Source organism: Subtercola lobariae (genome assembly GCF_014640255.1).
GTDB classification, from domain to species: domain Bacteria; phylum Actinomycetota; class Actinomycetes; order Actinomycetales; family Microbacteriaceae; genus Subtercola; species Subtercola lobariae.
Map to the genome: position 1 here is coordinate 91042 of NZ_BMGP01000004.1, position 17435 is coordinate 108476.

Genomic DNA, 17435 nt, shown 5'->3' on the forward strand with positions numbered 1-17435 from the left:
CATGAGCTATACTCGACTTGGCTCGGGCACGATCTTTTATGCCCGCCCGTCAGCCATCGACTACCTCGCAGATAAGTTCCGATGTCCTCTTTTTCTCCTCGCGTACACGTCTTCATCGATGAGTCGAAATCGAACGGGTACATGATTGCCGCCGCGAGCACCACAGCGAACCGGGCGCGCGTCGACGTTGAACTGCGTAAGTTGAACAGGGCCGGTCAGCGCCGAATTCATTTCAAGAACGAGCAGACTGCCTCACGACGTCGGCTTCTCTCGCGGTTGTGCGAACTCCCGGTCAGGGTTCAGCTTTATTCAGTTCGTCGGCTGCCCGACAAGCTGGCGAGGGAGATCTGTTTGAACGAACTGGTGAAAGATCTGGCCGAATCTCGTGCCAGCAGGCTTGTGATCGAGCGAGACGACTCCCTCGTTTCTGCTGACCGTCGAATGATTCGAACCGCCCTTGAAACCCACAACTACGTCGAACACCTGAGTTACGCACACGTTTCGCCGAGCGATGAGCCGCTGCTCTGGGTAAGCGATGCGGTGGCCTGGTGCTTTCAGGCGGGCGGAGATTGGGTTCGACGCGCATCGCCGCTCGTGCGCGGGCACACGAAACTCGGTCGGGCCTAACCGAGCAGGCATTAAATGCGCGAGCCTGGCTCGTCGTACCGTCCGGAAGACTGCCAGGCTAACTTCTCGGGGCTAATGCCCCTCGCAAAAGTGAGCATACCACACAGGCTGGCACGCGATCGTTGACGATCTCGAGCACATTTGCCTCAATTCGGTTTCGATGAAGTGGGTGTCGGGTCGGGCGGTGGGATGCTCGGCGGCACGGGGGGCGGGATGCTCGGGGTACCCCAGCGTACCCAGGCGCGAACGTAGATGATGAGGCCGGCGACGAGGCCCGCGATGACCCAGAGCACGATCAAGAAGTCGATCCACGAGCCGATGGGCGGCGAACCGGGCAGGAAGGTGCGCAGCGGGATGGTGGCGAAGAGCATCGCGCCCATCCAGCTCATGAACGACGCCTCGACTTTGCGGCGGCCGAGATACGCCGTGATCGCAACGAAAAGCACGAGCACAGGCATCGCTACCAGCAGGCTCAGCAGCACGATGCCGAACGCGACCGTGCTGCCCGAACGGTTCGCCGTGAGCATGAACGTCGGCCAGTCGATGTCGCCGTCGGGGCCGACCACTGTGATCTCGTGGGTCACGACGGTGGTGTTCGACAGCCGCCAGCCAGGCAGATACCCGCTGATGTCGACGTTCGTCGGAACGGCCTGCTCGTTGCCCTCGGCACCGATGTACGCGATCACCACGAGCGGCGACGTGTACGTGTCGAAGGGCCAATTCTCGATGGCTCCCGTCGAAAGCAGATTCACGTTCTGCGTGCCGGGAATGGTTCCCTTGGCAAACGTAATGGCCTGCTCGCCCGACACCGGCGAGATGATGATGTGCACGTCTTGCGCCAGGGTCGTTGCATCGCCCGCCTGGAGTTCTGGCGAGGCCTGCAACGTCGCCATCATCGACATGGTCTCGGCGCTGGCATTCACCGCTTGCTGAGTGAGAAGCACTGTCACGCCCCCCGGCGGCGGCGCCGGGTTCTCACCCGTGGATTCGACTCGCCCGCTCCAGGCATACAGCGAAATGACCGCGACGTACACGAGCGCAATGAGAGTGAGAAACGCGATGAGCCGCCAGTGCCAGCGGCGCTTCGGCTTCTGGGTCGGACTCGGGCTTTGGCTGTGACTTTGGCTTTGAGTTTGGCCGCGACTTTGGCTTTGGCGAACCGGATGCCCGGGGCTGGCGTCTTCGCCGACAACCACCTGCTCGTCACCCTCGCTCGCGCTCACGCTCGAAGCCTATCGAGACGAAGCGGCCAGGCGGGCAACCGCCTCACGCACGGCCGGCAGCCGGGCGTCGCGTGCCGTTGCCCGGCCCGCATCCACCCACTCGCGCGGAGCCGACATTGCCGAACCGGCGTCGAACGGAGGCTGCGGGTCGTACTCGATCTGCAGCTGGATGCGCTCGGCCACCTCGCGGCCGCGCAGACGCTCGGCGAGCACCAACGCAAAATCGATGCCCGACGAGACGCCGGCGCCCGTGATAATGTTCCCGTCGGTGACCACGCGCTGAGACACAGGTGTCGCGCCGAACTCGGTGAGCATGTCGAGCGAGGCCCAGTGGCTGGTGGCGCGGCGCCCGGCGAGAAGGCCTGCGGCGGCGAGCACGAACGACCCGGTGCACACCGAGGTCACGAAGGTGGCCTGCTGCGCCTGGCGCCGAACGAAATCGAGAATCGCGGGGTTGGCCATCGACTCCATGGCGCCCTGGCCGCCGGGAACGAAGAGCACGTCGGCCTGCGGCGCGGCGGCGAGGGTCGCCGTGGGTACGACCGAGAATCCACTGTCTGTCGAGACTGGATCGAGCGTCGGTGCGGCGTAGGTCAGATCGGTGTCGGGCAGCCGCGCGAACACCTGCGCGGGGCCGGTGAAGTCGAGTTGGGTGACGTTGTCGAAGAGCACCACGACGACCTGAATGCGCGAACCGATCATGCGCCAAAAATAGCAGTGACAGCGCGTTTCGGGCCGCGTAGCCTAGAAACATGTGCCGAAACATCCATACTCTGCATAATTTCGAGCCCGCCGCCACCGACGACGAGGTGCACGCCGCAGCACTGCAATACGTGCGCAAGATCAGCGGAGCCACCAAGCCCTCGAAGGCCAACACCGAGGCGTTCGAGCGAGCCGTCGAAGAGATCGCCCACATCTCGCGGCACCTGCTCGAAGACCTGGTGGCGAGCGCCCCGCCGAAGAACCGCGAGGTCGAGGCCGAGAAGGCGAAGGCGCGCTCCGCGAAGCGCTTCGCGGCGGCTTGACCCGTACCGCGCTCGACCGCGTTTCTCGTGTCGAGCGTGTTCGCCGTCATCGCCACGACCGAGCGTGAATCATTGTGGAACCCTCGGGCGAAAACGTGGCGCTGTTCGTGGCTCACCATGGTCGGCTCGGTGCTGTTCGGGGTCTCGGCCGTGAACGCCTACGTTCTGCCCGAAAGCCACGACCTCGTCAGCCTGTTCTGGGCGAACCTCGTCACGTTTACGGGCGCCACCTGTTTCTTCGCGGCGGCCGTGCTCAGCCGACCGGGCGTCGCCTCACACAGTGCGGCAGACCCCGCAGCGTCACCTAGTGCGTGAAGCCGCCCACCAATCCCTCGGTCGGCATCGGCGACTCGAGCCGATCGAGGTAGTCGACCGCCTCGCGAATGTCGAGCATCAGGCTCTCGGCGAGGTTGCGGCTGAGCCCGTTGCGCACCACGATGCGCTGCACGGTGATATCGGAGAGGTTGTCGGGCATGGGGTACGCCGGAATCAGCCAGCCCTTCAATCGGAGTCGTTCTGACAGGTGGTAGAGATTCCAATTCTGGGTGTACCCCTTGCTGAGCTGCCAGGCGAACACAGGAATGTCGGTGCCGTCGTTCCACAGGTCGAAGGCAGGCATTTTGCCGATCTCGGTGGCGAGGTAGACCGCAACGTCTTGAGAGGCCTTCTGCACGCGGTAGTAACCGTCGAAACCGAGGCGCAAGAACAGGTAGTACTGCAGCAGTACCTGGGCGCCCGGCCGAGAGAAGTTGAGCGCGAAGCTCGGCATGTGACCACCGAGGTAGGTGACGTCGAACACCAGCTCTTTGGGCAGGTCATCGACCGTGCGCCAGATCACCCAGCCGAGCCCCGGGTAGACGAGGCCGTATTTGTGGGCCGACGTGCTGATGGATGCGACCCGCTCGACGCGAAAATCCCACCTGAGGTCGGGCTGCAAGAACGGGGCAATCATGCCGCCCGAGGCGCCGTCGACGTGAATGGGAATGTCGAAGCCGGTGTCGGCCTGAATCCTGTCGAGCGCGGCGGCGATCGCTGCCACCGGCTCGTACATGCCGGTGTAGGTGACGCCCATGATCGCGACGACGCCGATGGTGTTCTCGTCGACGTATTTGTCAAGGTCGTGGCCGTCGAGCACCTTGTGTTCGTCGGTGATGGGCACGTACCGCGGCTCGACATCCCAGTAGTTGCAGAACTTCTCCCAGCACACCTGAACCGCGCTCGAGAGTATGAGGTTCGGCTTTTCGGTCGAGAGGCCCTTGGCCCGGCGGGCAAGCTGCCACCGACGCTTCAGGGCGAGACCGCCGAGCATGCAGGCCTCCGACGAGCCGATGGTCGAGGTGCCGATGGCGTTGTTCGCGTCTGGAGCGTGCCACAAATTCGCGAGCATCAGCCAGCAGCGGGTCTCGATGGCGGCCGTCTGCGGGTATTCGTCTTTGTCGACCATGTTCTTGTCGGCCGACTCTGCGTAGATGCGTTGCGCTTTCTCGTCCATCCACGTGCCCACGAAGGTCGCGAGGTTGAGCCGCGAGTTGCCGTCGAGCATCGCTTCGTCGTGAACCACCTGATAGGCCGTCTCGGGCAGAGACTCACCCTGGGGCAGGGTGTTGAGCGGAAAGTCGCTCGACTCACCCTCGCGACAGAACAGCGGATTCAGCTGATTCTGACCCGAAAGCCCGGTAAAAGCGTGAGTGGATTCGCTCGGCTTGATGAGATCTTCAGTGGTCACAGCAACCTTCTTCGGTCGGTACGTGCATGCGCTCGGGCTCGGCGTGCTCTCAGTGTGGCGTTGCGCTTGCAGAGCGTCAAGCCGAGTGGATGCCCGTGAACGACAACGCCCCTCGCGAAGTGATCTCGCGAGGGGCAGCGTCGGCCACCGGTGAGGCTCAGCCGCTTACCTTGGGCAGATGGGAGCCCGGCGGTACGGTCGACGTGCCGTTACCGGTACCCGTACCCGTACCACCCGTGCCGCTACCGCCGCCACCGCCGGGAGTCTGCGTAGGCGGCGGGCTCGTGGGCGTCACCGCGGCAGCCGCGATCACGATGTGCTGAGCAGTTCCCGCGCCGAACGTGTTCGACGGCACGAGATCGAAGGCGACCGATGTTCCGGCGGCGCCCACCGTTCCGGTCACCGCGCCGGTGGTCGCGTTCAGCGTGTACCCGGCCGGCAAGTTCGGAGAGCTGAACGAAATCGGGTCGAGCCCGCTCGTGGTCGGCGTGTAGCTGAACGTCGAGCCGGCCTGCAGCGTGGCCGACGGATCGGCCGACGTGATGGTAGCCCCCAGCGCCAGCTGAACGAGCGTGCTGTTGCCGAACCCGGCTGCATACAGCGTGGCAGAATCACTCTCGACGGTCAGCCCCACTGGGTCGGTCGTTAAGGGCAAGACGGCGATCGGCGTCAGATTCAGCTGACCGGCTGCGGAGATGAACCCGATCGAACTCTCGTTCGTGCCGGTGTTGGAGCCTGAGTAATAGACATTGTCAGAACTATCGACTGCGACGCGGAACGGATCGGTTCCAGCAGCAAGCGCGAAGGTGTTGACCAGAGCACCGCCGCCATCGGCGTCGTATTCGAGGATGTTGTTAGAGCCGTGGTTCGCAATGTAGATGTCGCCCGCCGAATCTGAGACGATACCGGTGGGGAACGAGCCCCCGCCGATCAGCTTGTAGGTCGATTCGACGATGGGGGCATGCGGATACGCCTGTGGCTCGATCATGGCAATGTGGCCGATCGACGCGGTGTCGATCCACGTAGCAAAAATGCGACCGCTCGGGGTGATTGTCATATCGGTCACGTGGGTCACACCCAGACCGATTGCGTATGGCGCGAGAATCGTGCCGCCCTCGTTGTCGATACGAAAGAATGCCGCATCGTTGGAATCGGCGACGTACAGCATTCCGCTCGCATCGTCGTAGTGAACCACCGACGGATCGTGGCCGACGCCGACGTTCGCCCACGCGGCATCGAGAGTGACCGCAGTGGGATTGATTCGCCCGATGGTGTGATCGGAGTTCGCGGTGTAGATCATACCGCTCGGGTCGATGGTCATATCTAGAACCGCACCACTCGAGGCGGGCAGAGTGAACGTGTGTACCAGAGTGCCGGTGGAAGTGTACTCGGTTACGCTCGACGGCACATTCTGACTGAGCACATAGACGTTGTGCGCCGAGTCGGTTACCACATCGAGAGGTTGACTACCGTGCGGCAGCGTCGCGAACGGCGGAGCCGGCACCGCGACCCCCGCCGACGCCGCCAGCGCCGAGGCCCCGATCAGGGCCGCGGTCACCGGAATGACCAGTGCGTGTCTGAACTTCATAATTGTTTCCCTAGCTTGTGAGCGCACCTGCGCGCGAGATTCTCACAACCTACATGAGGTGAGGGATTGTCAGCAACTTTTGATGAGAATAGATCACCGATTACTCAGGCGAGGGGGCGCACGCCGATGACGACCGTGGCGAAGAGCTCTTCTGAGCTCACGATGCGGGCGGGCATCCCGCAGCTTTCGAAGATGGCGGCCGTCGCTGGAGCCTGTTCGTCGCTGGTTTCGACGAGCAGATGGCCACCGGGGCAGAGCCAGAGGGGCGCAGCAGCGGCGACGAGCCGTTGCACGTCAAGCCCGTCGAAGCCGCCGTCGAGCGCGACTCGAGCCTCGTACAGCCGCGCTTCTGGCGGCATCAGGGCGATCGCTTCGCTCGGCACGTAGGGCGTGTTGGCGACGAGCACCTCGACACTTCCGCGCAGCGCCGCGGGCAGGGCGTCGAACAGGTCGCCCTGATAGACCTGCCCGTTGGTGATGTTGAGCCGTGCGCTGTGCACCGCGGCGGGGTCGATGTCTGCCGCGAAGACGTTCGCGTGCGGCACCGCATCGATGATCGCCGCGCCGATGGCCCCCGCACCGCAGCAGAGGTCGACGACCACGGGCGAGCGCAGCGGCGAACCTTCTGCAGCAGGCGCCCGGTCAGCAGGCCCCCCGCCAGCAGGCGCCCGGCCAGCAGATTCTCGGTCAGCAGGCCCCCCGTCAGTGGATGCCCGGCCGGTCGCAAACCCGAACGAAGGCGTCAACGCCAGCGCGATCGCCTGCTGCGCCAGAAACTCGGTGCGGTGCCGCGGAACGAACACCCCCGGTTCGACCGCGATGCGCAGCCCGCAGAACTGCGCCCAGCCGAGCAGATGCTCTAACGGCAGCCCGGCGACGCGGCGATCGACCATGGCTTCGAGTTCGCCAGGCGACTCCGCCTCGGCAACGAGCAACGCCGCCTCGTCTTCGGCGAAGACGCAGCCCGCGGCGCGCAGGCGCCGCACGATCTCATCGGTTGTGTCGCTCATCTGGGCTCCCCCACTGCTTGCCCGGCACGCGCGCCAACCCTATCTCGCCGCGCGCTGCCCGGGCTAGCCCGGGGCACCCAGAACTTGGTACCGTAGAGGCACAGAACCCCTCTTTCAAGGAGCGCACCAGATGTCAGGATTACTGCTCGGCCTTCTTGGCTTCATCACCCTCGGCGTTGGCATCACCGGAATCGCGGCGGGTCTCGCCATGGCGCACAGCGCCTACCGCAACTGACGGCCGGCACCGAAACCGACAGCCCCACGTCACTCTCGAGGGCTTGTCGCAACCGATTCTGATTCTGTCTGCGGCCGGGGGGTCTCATGCTGCCCAGAACGTTCGAAAAGCGGCGAGCGGATGCCCCGCCGGGCTTTTTCGAGGCCGAAGCCGCCGGGCTGCGCTGGCTCGCCGATGCTCGCGGGGTAGACGTCGTCGAGGTGCTGAGTGTCGATCAGGCGCACATCACTATTCGCAGAGTGGCCGAGATTCGGCCTGCCGCTGCGGCCGCCCGCCAGTTCGGCCGCGACCTCGCCGCGACGCACAACGCCGGAGCAATCGCGTTCGGCGCCCCGCCGCACGGCTACGACGGGCCCTTGTTCATCGGTCGGCGCGCGCTGCCGGCGGCGCACTCGAGCACGTGGGGGGTGTTCTACGCGAACGATCGTGTGCGGCCGTATCTCAATCAGGCCGAACACTCCGGGTACTTGAGCGCGAGCGGCCGTGCGGTGGTCGAGAGAGCATGTGACCGCATCGCGACGGGCGAATTCGATGACGACGATGTGCCGTCGCGCATCCACGGCGACCTCTGGTCGGGCAATGTCTTGTGGTCGCCGAGCGGCGTCGTACTGATCGACCCGGCGGCGCACGGCGGCCACCGAGAAACCGACCTCGCGATGCTGGCCCTGTTCGGCTGCCCGTTTCTCGAAGAGATTCTGGCCGGTTATCACATCGAGCACGCGCTGAAAGCGGGTTGGCAGAACCGAGTCGCCCTGCATCAGTTGCACCCGCTCGCGGTGCATGCGGCCGGACACGGCCCCTCGTACGGCGCCGAGCTGACGCATGCGGCCGAAGCGGTGCTCGCACTCTAATTCGACGAACAACGGCTCTCCTAGCCATGCGCGCCCCGACAGTCAAGAGCGGGCACACGTGCATACGGCGGTGTTATTTTTGACGAAACCACTGCCCCAGACCCCGGCACTGAGGTCGCTGAGTCTCACGCTTCGGGAGTCACGTCATGAACATACTGCCAGGCCAAGAACCCGTCTCGGGCTCTGGGCCGGAGTTGGCTGCCGAGATGACCGGCTCGCCTCCGAACCGTGCGGGCGAGCACGAGGCCGCCGGGTTCGACGGCGAAACACATGTCGCGCATCCGTATGTCGCTGACGACAACTACCGCATTTTCACCGACGACCTTGACTGGGGCCTGCTGTGAACAGCTGGGCGCGCGGTGCGCGCTTCAGCCCTCGGGTTCCGTGATGTAGTGCAGGCCGCCGCCGCTGTTGGCCGAGTCGGCGAGCAACCGCACCCACTCGCGGTTGACGATAGGAACTTTGCTGCCGAAGTACTTGAAGTAGAGCGGAATAGACGGGTCGAGCCACAAGCTGCTGCGGCCGGAGCCCTGCTCGCTGTCGTCTTTCCAGGAGAAGAAGAAACTTTCGCGCCTGCGCAATTTGTTGCCGATGACGATCTGCAAGTGAGCGAGGGCGCGGTCGTCGAATATGATCTCTGTGCCCGCGTTGCCGTAGATCATCTTGCCCACTCTTGTGCCTCCACGTGCGACTCTCGGAGTCTCTCCCCGCATAAGCCACAGATAGACAATATTCAAACAAAACACACTGCGGGTCGCGAGAGCTAGGGGGTTGACGCCTGGAGCAATTCATGCATCGTTGTGCCGAAGTCGTTGTGCCAAAGCTGACGATCAGCATGCGAAAACTTCGCCAACCCCCATCGTGAGCGTGCAAGCTGGCAGACTAGAGAAGTGACTACGACCACCCTCGCCTTGGTGCGCCACGGCGAGACCGCTTGGAACGCCGAACGTCGCCTGCAGGGCAGCTCCGACATTCCGCTGAACGACACCGGGCGAGATCAGGTGCGTGCGACCGCAGAATTGCTTCGCGATTCGCCGTGGGATTTCATTGTCAGCTCGCCGTTGGTTCGCGCCCACGAGAGCGCCGAGATTCTCGGCGCCGAGTTGGGGGTGCCGGTTCTCTCGCTGGTTCCGCAGATCATCGAACGTCATTACGGCCGCGCCGAAGGTCTGCAAGACGGAGACGAGCTTCGCGCGCTGCGCATACCGGGCGGGTTCGAAGGCGCCGAAACCGAGGCCCAGGTGGCTGAACGCGCGTCAGCCGCGCTCAACGCGCTCGTTGCCGAACACCCGGGAGCCCGCATCATCGTGGTGGCGCACGGAACGCTCATCCGCATCGCCATGACCGCGCTGAGCGGTCAGCCCATAACGACCATCACGAACGCGGCCCACAGCGTGCTGGTGCACGAATTCGACGAAGCCGAGTGCGCCGCGTGGTCGGTGCTGGTGGTGAACGGGCAGCAGTACCTGGCCGAGGTCGTCGAGGCGTAGGCCTGGTCAGAGAACCGGGGTCACAGCACCGGGGTCAGAGCAATGAGGTCACAGCACCGTGATCACAGCACCGTGATTACAACACCGAGGTGAGCAACACCTGACCGGTGTCGCTGGCCACGATCTGCACCGACTCGATGTCGGCGACGCGGATGCTCGTGGTAGCGGTTGGCATCGCCACCGTTCCAGGCCCCGACGTCCATGTCGCCACCTGAACGCTCGTGCCGGCTCGATCGACGACGAGCATGGCATAGCTGCGCGCGTCACCGCCAGGGGCGCCGCCGGAGGCACCGCTCGGGGCCGCGCTCGAGGCTGCGCCGGGGTTCCCACCTGGCGCCGCGCTTGACGCCGGCCCCGGCGCGCCCGCCCAGTTCGAGCCTGCCGGGGTGCCGCTCGATGACCCCGGGGTCGCCGCAGAGGCCGGAGCCTGTGCGCCGTCGTTCTCTGCGTAGGTGCACTTCCACTCGATGCGGGTGCCCCACGGCTCGTCGTGCAAGGTCGCAACCGCGCTGAGCGGGCTCGGGTTCGCCGAGACGAAGGTCACTTCGCCGGCGAGCGAGGTATCGCCCGGCTGCGCGCTCGGTGAGGGTGCGCCTGACGGATTGACAGCGACGACAACGAGCACGGTCAGCACCACGGCGGCAGCCACCGAGAGGGCGGCGACCGTCACGGCGGTGAGGCGAGAGCGGCGACGTGACGCTCGGGCGCGCGACAGAAGCGTGGGCATGATGCTCGGCGGGGCATCCACTCGCCCGGCGACCGCGCCAGGTTCGTCGAGCTCGAACGCCTCGGCTGGTGTCAGGCTCGCGAGGAGCCCTGGCATTCCGGCGAGCTCGGCCACGGCAGCAGAGCAGCTTTCGCACTGGGCGAGGTGTTGTTCGAATTCGAGACGCTCGGCGGGTGCGAGCGAGCCGAGAACGTAGGCGGCATCCCAGTCTCGATAGCGGTCAGCCGAAGTGCCGTCGAAATCGTCGAAACCGCCTCGGCCAGCACGATCACGAATCTCGTCGCCGCTCATCTCGTCACCCCCTTCTCTTGCAGGGTGAGGCGCAGCGCGCGCAGGGCGTAGTGGAACCGCGACTTGACGGTGCCGTCGGGAATGCCCAGCTCGGCGCCGATCTCGGCAACGGTCTTGCCGCCGTAATAGCTCTGCACCAGAACTTCGCGGTGCTCGCGCGAGAGTTCGGTGAGCGCGTCGGCGACGAGCCAGGCCTGCAAGACCTGATCGGTGTGGTCTGCGTTGGCCCGCTCAGGCAGGGCGGCGCCGGCGATCTCGTTGCGCGAACGCGCGCTTCGCCACTCGTCGATGACGAGGTTTCGCGCCACCGTGTACAACCACGCCTGTGCGGAGTCTGAATTGGCGGCGGAGGCCGAGCCGCGAGCAACGGTTCGGTCACCGGCCAGCAGCCGTGGGCTGCGCCAGGCCCGAAACAGCGTCTCTTGCACCACGTCTTCGGCCCATGCCCTGTCGTTCGTCAATCGAACGACGAACCTGAAGAGCGCTTCGGCGTACTGATCATGAAGCGAACGCAGCAGTTGTGCCTGCTCATCACCCACTGTCAGCACCTCCACTAGGTAGTACGAGAGACTGGCAGAAAAAGTTCAGCACGCGAATGAACGATTTCAGCTGCGAGTTCGTAACTACCAGTAGACACCCGACGAAGGAGCATTGTGACCGAGAAATCAGCCATCACCCGCCGCGTAGTTCTCACCTCGGCAACGGTGGGTCTTGCCGGAGCGAGCGCGTTCGCCCTCGCCGCCTGCGCCCCAGCCACGACGTCGTCGGGGTCGGATGCTCAGGCCGCCCCTTCGACGGCGGGCTCGGCCGCGGGCTCAGCAGCACCGTCGACTTCGGCGGGCGCGTCAGGTTCGACCGCCTCCGTGGCGGCACTCGCCGACATTCCGGTGGGCGGAGCGAAGAGCGTCACCTTCGAGGGCAAGGGCCTATTGGTCGGCCAGCCGACCGCCGGAAGCGTGGTGGCCTTCAGCTCGGTCTGCCCACATCAGGGCTGCGCCGTGGCGTTCGCGAAGACCGACTTCGAGTGCCCGTGCCACGGTTCGACGTTCGCGCTGGCCACGGGCGACGTCACTCACGGCCCGGCTCAGAGCGGGTTGACCCCGGTTGCCGTGAAGGTCGACGGCGACCAGATCGTCGCAGCGTAGGGGCGGCGGGAGCGCACCGTGTTGCCTTACGAAATCAACGGACTGCCACTGCACATCTTGCTGGTGCACGTGGTGGTCATCGTGGTGCCCGCCGGCGCCATCATGACCGGCCTCGGTTCGGTCTGGCCGGTGTTTCGCCGCAAACTCGGCATTCTGACGCCCATCGTGACGCTCATCGGGCTCGTCAGCGTTCCGCTCGCCACGAACGCGGGCGAATGGCTCGAGCAACGGGTCGGCTCGACGCCGCTGCTACTCAAACACGTCGCTCTCGGCGACACGATGCTGCCCTGGGCCATCGCGCAGTTCGTCGTGGCGACGGTGATCTGGGGGTGGTATCGGTTCTTCGCCGCGGTGCGCAGCCTGCCTGAAGCGCCGCGCCGAAACGCCTCGATGCCGGTGGTGGCGGTCGGCGCAGGCAGCGGCAGCGCGGGCAGCGCGGGCAGCGCGGGCAGCGCGGGCAGCGCGGGCAGCGCGGGCAGCGCGGGCAGCGCGGGCAGCGCGGGCAGCGGCAGCATGGCCGCATCCACCGTCGCCGATCCGTTCGCTCCGACAGCGGAGGCCCCGACCACAGCGTCGCGCACAGCAGACGCGGCCGCCGCTGCAGCGACGCCCGCGCTGCACCGGGCTAGCGCCCGCCTGTCGTTGGTGGTGTCGATCGTGCTGATCGTCGTCGCACTCGGAGTCTCAGCCGGCACCGTCGTCAAGGTGGTGCAGATCGGCGAATCGGGTTCGCAGGCGGTCTGGTCGGGTTCGTTCAGCGATCAGCCGCAGTAGCGGCGGGCACGGCAGCCGCGGCCGTGTGGCGCGCAGCCGCCCACCCTGAGGCGATCATGTCGTGCAGCGTGTGGGCGGGCATCCACCCCACGTCGCGCGCGGCAAGCTCACCCGATGCCACGATTCGGGCCGGGTCGCCGGGCCTCGCCGGCAACACCTCGGGGGTGAACGGGATGCCCGTGACCTCGGCCATCTCGGTCATGATCTCGCGCACCGAGACGCCCGACCCGCTGCCCAAGTTGTACGCCCGCTCGAGCGCGACGCCCGCGTCGAGTTTCTTCGCCGCCTCGACGTGCGCCGCCGCCACATCGGCCACGTGCACGTAGTCGCGCACGCAGGTTCCGTCGGGCGTGGGGTACTGGTCGCCGAAGATCTTCGGGGTAGCGCCTGACTCGAGCGCCCTGAAGACGAGCGGAAAGAGATTGTGCGGGCTGGTGTCGCTCACCTCGGGGGAGGCCGAGCCCACCACGTTGAAGTAGCGCAGGCTGGTGTGGCGAAGGCCCGTGGCGCGGGCCTGGTCGGCGATCATCCACTCGCCGATGAGCTTCGTCTCGCCGTAGGGCGACTCTGGCGCGGTCGCCGTGCTTTCGGTTACGAATTCGGCCGGAGTATTGCCGTACACGGCAGCGCTCGACGAGAACACGATCGACGGCACCTCGTTCGCGTGCATGGCATTCAGCAGGTTGACGGTCGCCGTGACGTTCTGCGTGTACGTGTGCATGGGGCGCTGAACTGACACGCCCGCGTACTTGTAGCCGGCCAGGTGCACGACTCCGGTGACCGGATGCTCGGCAAAGACCCGGTCGACGAACGCCGCATCGACGAGCGAACCCTGCTCGAGCAGCGCACCCTCGGGCACGAACGCGGCCACTCCGCTCGACAGGTCGTCGATGACAACCACGTCGATACCCGCCGCAAGAAACGCCCGCGCCACATGCGAGCCGATGTATCCGGCGCCGCCGGTCACTAACCACGTCATGCGTTGTCTCCTTCGAAGACCACTGCCGAGCTCTCAGCCGGATGCCGAACCAGCACAGCTCCGGCGCCGCCGGTCACTAACCACGTCATGCGTTTTCTCCTTGCGGGTCGGGAGTCACGAAATCGATGCCCCATGAGCTCGCCCAGGTTTCGCCCGGGGCGATCCAACGCAAGTCGACCCCCGAGTTCAGCGCGTCAGGCGGAGCCGTGGTCGGTTCGACCGCAACTGCCCAGCCGAGGCCCCCGCCGGTGGGAAAGATCTGCGTCGTGAAGACCTGCGCGTGCTTGTAGTTCGCGTCGCCCCACACCTCGATGCGACGGCCGTCGGGTGCTGCGATGCTGTGGCGGTAGGTTCCGTCTGCCGAGGCCTCGAGGTCGAAGTACGCAGTGTCGAGGTCGAGATCGCCGACCAGTGCGCCCTCATTGAGATCGAAACGGGTGCCCGCGACCGGTGCTGAGCCGACGGGGTTCAGCCGGTCATCCACGCTCACCCGAGTGGATGCCCGCAGGGTCACCGTCAACTCGTTCGTGGGCACGTCACCGACGCGAAAGTAGGGGTGCGAGCCCACAGCGACGGGCGCCTGGCGCTCCCCGGTATTGGCGATGGAGTGCGTCACGAGCAGCACCCCGGCCGCGGTCGCGCGTGCCCCAGCGGCAGCACCAGCACCCCCGGCAGCACCATCAGCCAACGCGTACGTCGTGTCGACGGTCAGCGCGAACGGATACGCGTCGCTCGGCTCACTGCGAGCGCGCAACGTCACCGCCGAAGAGCTTTGTGCCACGACCTCGTGCGGCAGCGAGAACAGCAACCCGTGCAACGCATTGCCGCGTTCTGACTCGGTGAGCGGAAACTGCCGTTCGCGGCCGTCGTAACTCCACCGACCGTCGCGCACGCGATTCGGCCACGGAATCAGCACCCAGCCCGCACAGTATGTTGGGTATACGGTCTCGTCGAATCCTTCGATCAGCGGCACACCGTCGACCTCGAGCACCCTGAGCATCGCGCCCAGCTCGGTGACGACTGCGCGCACGGTGCGCCCGCCGCTCGCCTGCCGAAGCTCGAACTGCAGCCCGGTCGGCAACGCCAGCTCATCCCCAGCGATCTGAACCCCGGCATGGCTCGGCTCGCTCATCGCAGTTGGCCTTTCAGGGTTGCGCCGTCTGAGGGCTGAACGACAAAGAGGTCTGGCGCGCGGTACCCGTGCTGCGCGAATGCTTCGAGAATACCGGCCTCGAGCGCGGGCCGCAGAGCGCGCGGCACCAGGGCGAGCGCGGAGCCGCCGAAACCACCGCCGGTCATCCGTGCGCCGACGGCACCCAGCGACTGTGCCACTTCGACCGCGAGATCGAGTTGCGGCACCGAGATCTCGAAGTCGTCGCGCATCGACACATGCGAGGCATCGAGCAGCGCGCCGATGGCCTGCGGTCCGCTCGTTTCGAGCAGTCGCACCGTCGCTTCGACCCGATCGTTCTCGGTGACGATGTGCCGAGCCCGGCGAAACGTCTCGTCGTCGAGGGCAGCACGCATGCGCGGCAGATCAGCCGGGCTGAGTTCGCGCAACGAGTCGACCTGCATCACCTCTGCAGCTCGCTCGCAGGATGCCCGGCGAGCCGCATAGCCGCCGGTGGCGTGATCGTGGCTCACCTTCGTGTCGATCACGAGAATCTCGTACTCGTGGGCGGCGAGGCCGAGCGCCACCGTTTCGGTCTGCATGCTGCGGCAGTCGAGAAAGACGGCAGCGTCGAGGCGACCGAGCATCGACGCCGACTGATCCATGATGCCCGTTGGCGCCCCGACCACTTGGTTCTCGGCAATCTGACCGACCCGCGCCAGCGCCTTCGGCGTGTTGCCCAGCTCCCAGAATTCGTTCAGCGCCACGGCCGTTGCGCACTCGATGGCAGCCGACGACGAGAGCCCGGCGCCGATGGGCACGTCAGAGTGGATGTGCAGGCTGAACCCGCGCGCCCCGGCACTGCCCGACTCGCCACCGGCCGGGTGGGAGCCGGCAGGGTGGGCAGCGGCAGCGTCGATACCGGCCACGCCGACCTCGCCCACCCCGGCAACGCCCGACTCCCCCGCCGGTGCCTCCTGGGCGAGCAAGGCCCATGCCACGCCCAGCGGATACGCCGACCAGCCCTCGAGCAGCTCGGGCGACAGCTTCTCCAGCGGTACTTCGACCACCTCGTCGGTGAAGGTCGACGACACCCGCGCGAGTCCATCGTCGCGCGAACCCAGCGCGACGTACGCACGCCTGTCGATGGCGAACGGCAGAACGAAACCCTTGTTGTAGTCGGTGTGCTCGCCGATCAGGTTCACCCGGCCGGGCGCCGACCAGACACCGAGCGGAGCACTGCCGTGCCGCCTGGCGAACTCGGCACTCAGCTCGGTCGCGAGCGCGTCATCGACAGCGCCGGTCGCCTCGTGCGGTTCGAGTGCCTCACCAGCCACGCCCACCTCAGCCACGCCCACCTCAGCCACGCCCACCTCGGCCGCACCCACCTCACCAGCCATACCTACCGCGCCCGCCACGCCCGCATTCTCGCCGCTCACAGAGCGCCCAGACCGTCGGTGAGTTTCGCCAGACTCTCGCGCAGATTGTGCGCCGTCGTCTCGGGCGGCACATCGCCGATGAACGCCCCCATGGCCGACTCCGAGCCGGCCAAGAACTTCAGCCGATCGGCGGCGCGGCGCGGCGACGTGATCTGCAGCATCAGCCGAATCTCATCTCGGTGCGAATTCACGGGCGCCTGATGCCAACCCGCAATGTAGGGCGTCGGAGTCTCGTACAGACCGTCGATGGCGCGCAACACCCGCGGGTAGAGCACCGCGAGTTCGTCACGCTCGGCACTCGTCGTGCCTGCGAGGTCGGCGACCTGCCGATGCGGCAGCAGATGAACCTCGATGGGCCAGCGTGCCGCGAACGGGACGAAGGCACTCCAGTGCTCGCCCTGCACGATCATCCGTTCACCCTGCTGCTCGAAAGCCAGAATATCGGCGAACAGAGTCGGCCCGTACGCCTCGATCGACGCGATGAGCCGCTCGGTGCGCGGCGAGACGAACGGGTAGCTGTAGATCTGACCGTGCGGGTGATGAAGCGTCACCCCCACCTGCTCACCTCTGTTCTCGAACGGAAACACCTGCTCGATGCCCGGCAGCGCAGAAAGCACCGCCGTGCGATCGGCCCACGCTTCGATCACCGTGCGCGCCCGCGAGGTGCCGAGCGAGCCGAACGAACCCTCGCGTTCGGGGCTGAAGCACACCACTTCACACCGGCCGATGGATGCCCGTGCCCGCCCCAAGCCCACGCCATCGTCAACTCCCACCGACGCTCGGCCGTCGCCGGCCAGCTCAGGCCCGAACGACGGCGACCGGTTCTCGAACACCGCCACGTCGTACACACTCGGCACTTCAGAGGGGTTGTCGGGCGCCTGCGGGGCCAGCGGGTCGAGGTTCGCCGGCGGCAGAAACACCCGGTTGTTGCGGGCGGCCGCGATCGAAATCCATTCGCCGGTCAGCGCGTCTTGCCGCATGACAGCCGTGACCGGCCGCGGGTCGAGAAGCCGTTCGTCGGGGAGGCGCGACGGCGCCAGGGTGGTATCGGTGTCGTCGTAATAGATCAACTGCCGCCCGTCGGCGAGCACATGTTCGCGTTTGACGATGGGCTTGCCGCCCACCTCAGAGAGTGCGATGCCGGCGGGCGTTGCCTGCTCGAGTGTCATGTAGCGGTTCTTTCGTTTACACAAA

At 66.0% G+C, this 17435-nt stretch carries 20 protein-coding genes; 8 read left to right on the top strand and 12 right to left on the bottom strand.

Annotated features, from left to right (window positions below):
• The first annotated feature begins 81 nt into the window (after positions 1-81).
• On the top strand, positions 82-627 hold the full coding sequence (locus IEX24_RS20055; protein ID WP_188678400.1) for a DUF3800 domain-containing protein: 546 nt from the start codon (positions 82-84) through the stop codon (positions 625-627).
• A 146-nt stretch (positions 628-773) separates the two neighbouring features.
• On the opposite strand, the gene IEX24_RS11485 is transcribed toward IEX24_RS20055, so the two are convergent.
• Both IEX24_RS11485 and IEX24_RS11490 read right to left on the bottom strand, forming a co-directional pair.
• Positions 774-1850 (bottom strand): DUF8686 domain-containing protein, encoded by a 1077-nt coding sequence (locus tag IEX24_RS11485; protein ID WP_188678402.1) that lies wholly within the window; start codon positions 1848-1850, stop codon positions 774-776.
• Between the two features lie 9 nt (positions 1851-1859).
• The gene (locus tag IEX24_RS11490; protein WP_229715267.1) at positions 1860-2552 is read right to left on the bottom strand and encodes a DJ-1/PfpI family protein; all 693 of its coding nucleotides are present in this window, start codon (positions 2550-2552) and stop codon (positions 1860-1862) included.
• Between the two features lie 50 nt (positions 2553-2602).
• On the opposite strand from IEX24_RS11490, the gene IEX24_RS11495 reads away from it, so the two are divergent.
• Positions 2603-2875 (top strand): DUF2277 domain-containing protein, encoded by a 273-nt coding sequence (locus IEX24_RS11495; RefSeq protein WP_188678404.1) that lies wholly within the window; start codon positions 2603-2605, stop codon positions 2873-2875.
• Between the two features lie 27 nt (positions 2876-2902).
• Positions 2903-3190, top strand: coding sequence for a hypothetical protein (locus IEX24_RS11500; RefSeq protein ID WP_188678406.1), 288 nt, complete (start codon positions 2903-2905; stop codon positions 3188-3190).
• Here IEX24_RS11500 and gad read toward each other — a convergent pair.
• The 3 genes from gad to IEX24_RS11515 form a co-directional block, all read right to left on the bottom strand.
• Positions 3180-4583, bottom strand: a complete 1404-nt coding sequence (gene gad / locus IEX24_RS11505) for a glutamate decarboxylase (RefSeq protein WP_188679054.1) — start codon at positions 4581-4583, stop codon at positions 3180-3182. The genes IEX24_RS11500 and gad overlap by 11 nt on opposite strands.
• A gap of 175 nt (positions 4584-4758) precedes the next feature.
• Positions 4759-6189 carry a Vgb family protein gene (locus IEX24_RS11510; protein WP_188678408.1) on the bottom strand — a complete coding sequence of 477 codons (1431 nt, stop codon included), beginning with the start codon at positions 6187-6189 and terminating at the stop codon, positions 4759-4761.
• A gap of 104 nt (positions 6190-6293) precedes the next feature.
• Positions 6294-7199: a methyltransferase gene (locus tag IEX24_RS11515; RefSeq protein WP_188678410.1), complete on the bottom strand. Its 906-nt coding sequence runs from the start codon at positions 7197-7199 to the stop codon at positions 6294-6296.
• Between the two features lie 321 nt (positions 7200-7520).
• Here IEX24_RS11515 and IEX24_RS11520 point away from each other — a divergent pair, with 321 nt between their 5' ends.
• Positions 7521-8285, top strand: a complete 765-nt coding sequence (locus tag IEX24_RS11520; protein WP_188678412.1) for a fructosamine kinase family protein — start codon at positions 7521-7523, stop codon at positions 8283-8285.
• 146 nt (positions 8286-8431) lie between these two features.
• Positions 8432-8629, top strand: a complete 198-nt coding sequence (locus tag IEX24_RS11525) for a hypothetical protein (RefSeq protein ID WP_188678414.1) — start codon at positions 8432-8434, stop codon at positions 8627-8629.
• Positions 8630-8653: 24 nt separating this feature from the next.
• On the opposite strand, the gene IEX24_RS11530 is transcribed toward IEX24_RS11525, so the two are convergent.
• Positions 8654-8947: a DUF7882 family protein gene (locus IEX24_RS11530; RefSeq protein ID WP_239083127.1), complete on the bottom strand. Its 294-nt coding sequence runs from the start codon at positions 8945-8947 to the stop codon at positions 8654-8656.
• A gap of 228 nt (positions 8948-9175) precedes the next feature.
• Here IEX24_RS11530 and IEX24_RS11535 point away from each other — a divergent pair, with 228 nt between their 5' ends.
• Positions 9176-9775, top strand: coding sequence for a histidine phosphatase family protein (locus IEX24_RS11535; RefSeq protein ID WP_188678418.1), 600 nt, complete (start codon positions 9176-9178; stop codon positions 9773-9775).
• Between the two features lie 76 nt (positions 9776-9851).
• Here the strand turns inward: IEX24_RS11535 and IEX24_RS11540 are convergent, their stop codons facing one another.
• Entirely contained in the window at positions 9852-10793 is a 942-nt protein-coding gene (locus IEX24_RS11540) for an anti-sigma factor family protein (protein WP_188678420.1), read from the bottom strand.
• Positions 10790-11332, bottom strand: a complete 543-nt coding sequence (locus IEX24_RS11545) for a sigma-70 family RNA polymerase sigma factor (RefSeq protein WP_188678423.1) — start codon at positions 11330-11332, stop codon at positions 10790-10792. The genes IEX24_RS11540 and IEX24_RS11545 overlap by 4 nt, the downstream gene beginning before the upstream one ends.
• 114 nt (positions 11333-11446) lie before the next feature.
• Between IEX24_RS11545 and IEX24_RS11550 the strand changes: the two genes are divergently transcribed.
• Positions 11447-11938, top strand: a complete 492-nt coding sequence (locus tag IEX24_RS11550) for a Rieske (2Fe-2S) protein (protein WP_188678425.1) — start codon at positions 11447-11449, stop codon at positions 11936-11938.
• An 18-nt stretch (positions 11939-11956) separates the two neighbouring features.
• Positions 11957-12712 (top strand): hypothetical protein, encoded by a 756-nt coding sequence (locus IEX24_RS11555; RefSeq protein ID WP_188678427.1) that lies wholly within the window; start codon positions 11957-11959, stop codon positions 12710-12712.
• Here the strand turns inward: IEX24_RS11555 and galE are convergent.
• The 4 genes from galE to galT all read right to left on the bottom strand — a co-directional run bounded on the left by galE (position 12693) and on the right by galT (position 17410).
• Positions 12693-13691, bottom strand: a complete 999-nt coding sequence (galE, locus tag IEX24_RS11560) for a UDP-glucose 4-epimerase GalE (RefSeq protein ID WP_188678429.1) — start codon at positions 13689-13691, stop codon at positions 12693-12695. The two genes, IEX24_RS11555 and galE, sit on opposite strands and share 20 nt — an antisense overlap.
• Positions 13692-13776: 85 nt before the next feature.
• A complete protein-coding gene (locus IEX24_RS11565; protein WP_188678431.1) occupies positions 13777-14823 on the bottom strand; it encodes an aldose 1-epimerase family protein in 1047 nt (348 codons plus the stop codon).
• Positions 14820-16241 (bottom strand): galactokinase, encoded by a 1422-nt coding sequence (galK, locus tag IEX24_RS11570; protein ID WP_229715268.1) that lies wholly within the window; start codon positions 16239-16241, stop codon positions 14820-14822. Before galK ends, IEX24_RS11565 begins: the two co-directional genes overlap by 4 nt.
• On the bottom strand, positions 16238-17410 hold the full coding sequence (gene galT / locus IEX24_RS11575) for a galactose-1-phosphate uridylyltransferase (protein WP_188678433.1): 1173 nt from the start codon (positions 17408-17410) through the stop codon (positions 16238-16240). The genes galK and galT overlap by 4 nt, the downstream gene beginning before the upstream one ends.
• Between the last annotated feature and the right edge of the window lie 25 nt (positions 17411-17435).

Excerpts from the sequence above, each read along its gene's own strand:
- IEX24_RS11565 (WP_188678431.1), bottom strand. The coding sequence starts at position 14,823 with ATGAGCGAGCCGAGCCATGCCGGGGTTCAGATCGCTGGGGATGAGCTG.
- IEX24_RS11530 (WP_239083127.1), bottom strand. The coding sequence starts at position 8,947 with ATGATCTACGGCAACGCGGGCACAGAGATCATATTCGACGACCGCGCC.
- galT (WP_188678433.1), bottom strand. The coding sequence starts at position 17,410 with ATGACACTCGAGCAGGCAACGCCCGCCGGCATCGCACTCTCTGAGGTG.
- IEX24_RS20055 (WP_188678400.1), top strand. The coding sequence starts at position 82 with ATGTCCTCTTTTTCTCCTCGCGTACACGTCTTCATCGATGAGTCGAAA.
- IEX24_RS11490 (WP_229715267.1), bottom strand. The coding sequence starts at position 2,552 with ATGATCGGTTCGCGCATTCAGGTCGTCGTGGTGCTCTTCGACAACGTC.
- IEX24_RS11510 (WP_188678408.1), bottom strand. The coding sequence starts at position 6,189 with ATGAAGTTCAGACACGCACTGGTCATTCCGGTGACCGCGGCCCTGATC.
- IEX24_RS11515 (WP_188678410.1), bottom strand. The coding sequence starts at position 7,199 with ATGAGCGACACAACCGATGAGATCGTGCGGCGCCTGCGCGCCGCGGGC.
- IEX24_RS11540 (WP_188678420.1), bottom strand. The coding sequence starts at position 10,793 with ATGAGCGGCGACGAGATTCGTGATCGTGCTGGCCGAGGCGGTTTCGAC.
- IEX24_RS11525 (WP_188678414.1), top strand. The coding sequence starts at position 8,432 with ATGAACATACTGCCAGGCCAAGAACCCGTCTCGGGCTCTGGGCCGGAG.
- IEX24_RS11495 (WP_188678404.1), top strand. The coding sequence starts at position 2,603 with ATGTGCCGAAACATCCATACTCTGCATAATTTCGAGCCCGCCGCCACC.
- IEX24_RS11520 (WP_188678412.1), top strand. The coding sequence starts at position 7,521 with ATGCTGCCCAGAACGTTCGAAAAGCGGCGAGCGGATGCCCCGCCGGGC.
- galE (WP_188678429.1), bottom strand. The coding sequence starts at position 13,691 with ATGACGTGGTTAGTGACCGGCGGCGCCGGATACATCGGCTCGCATGTG.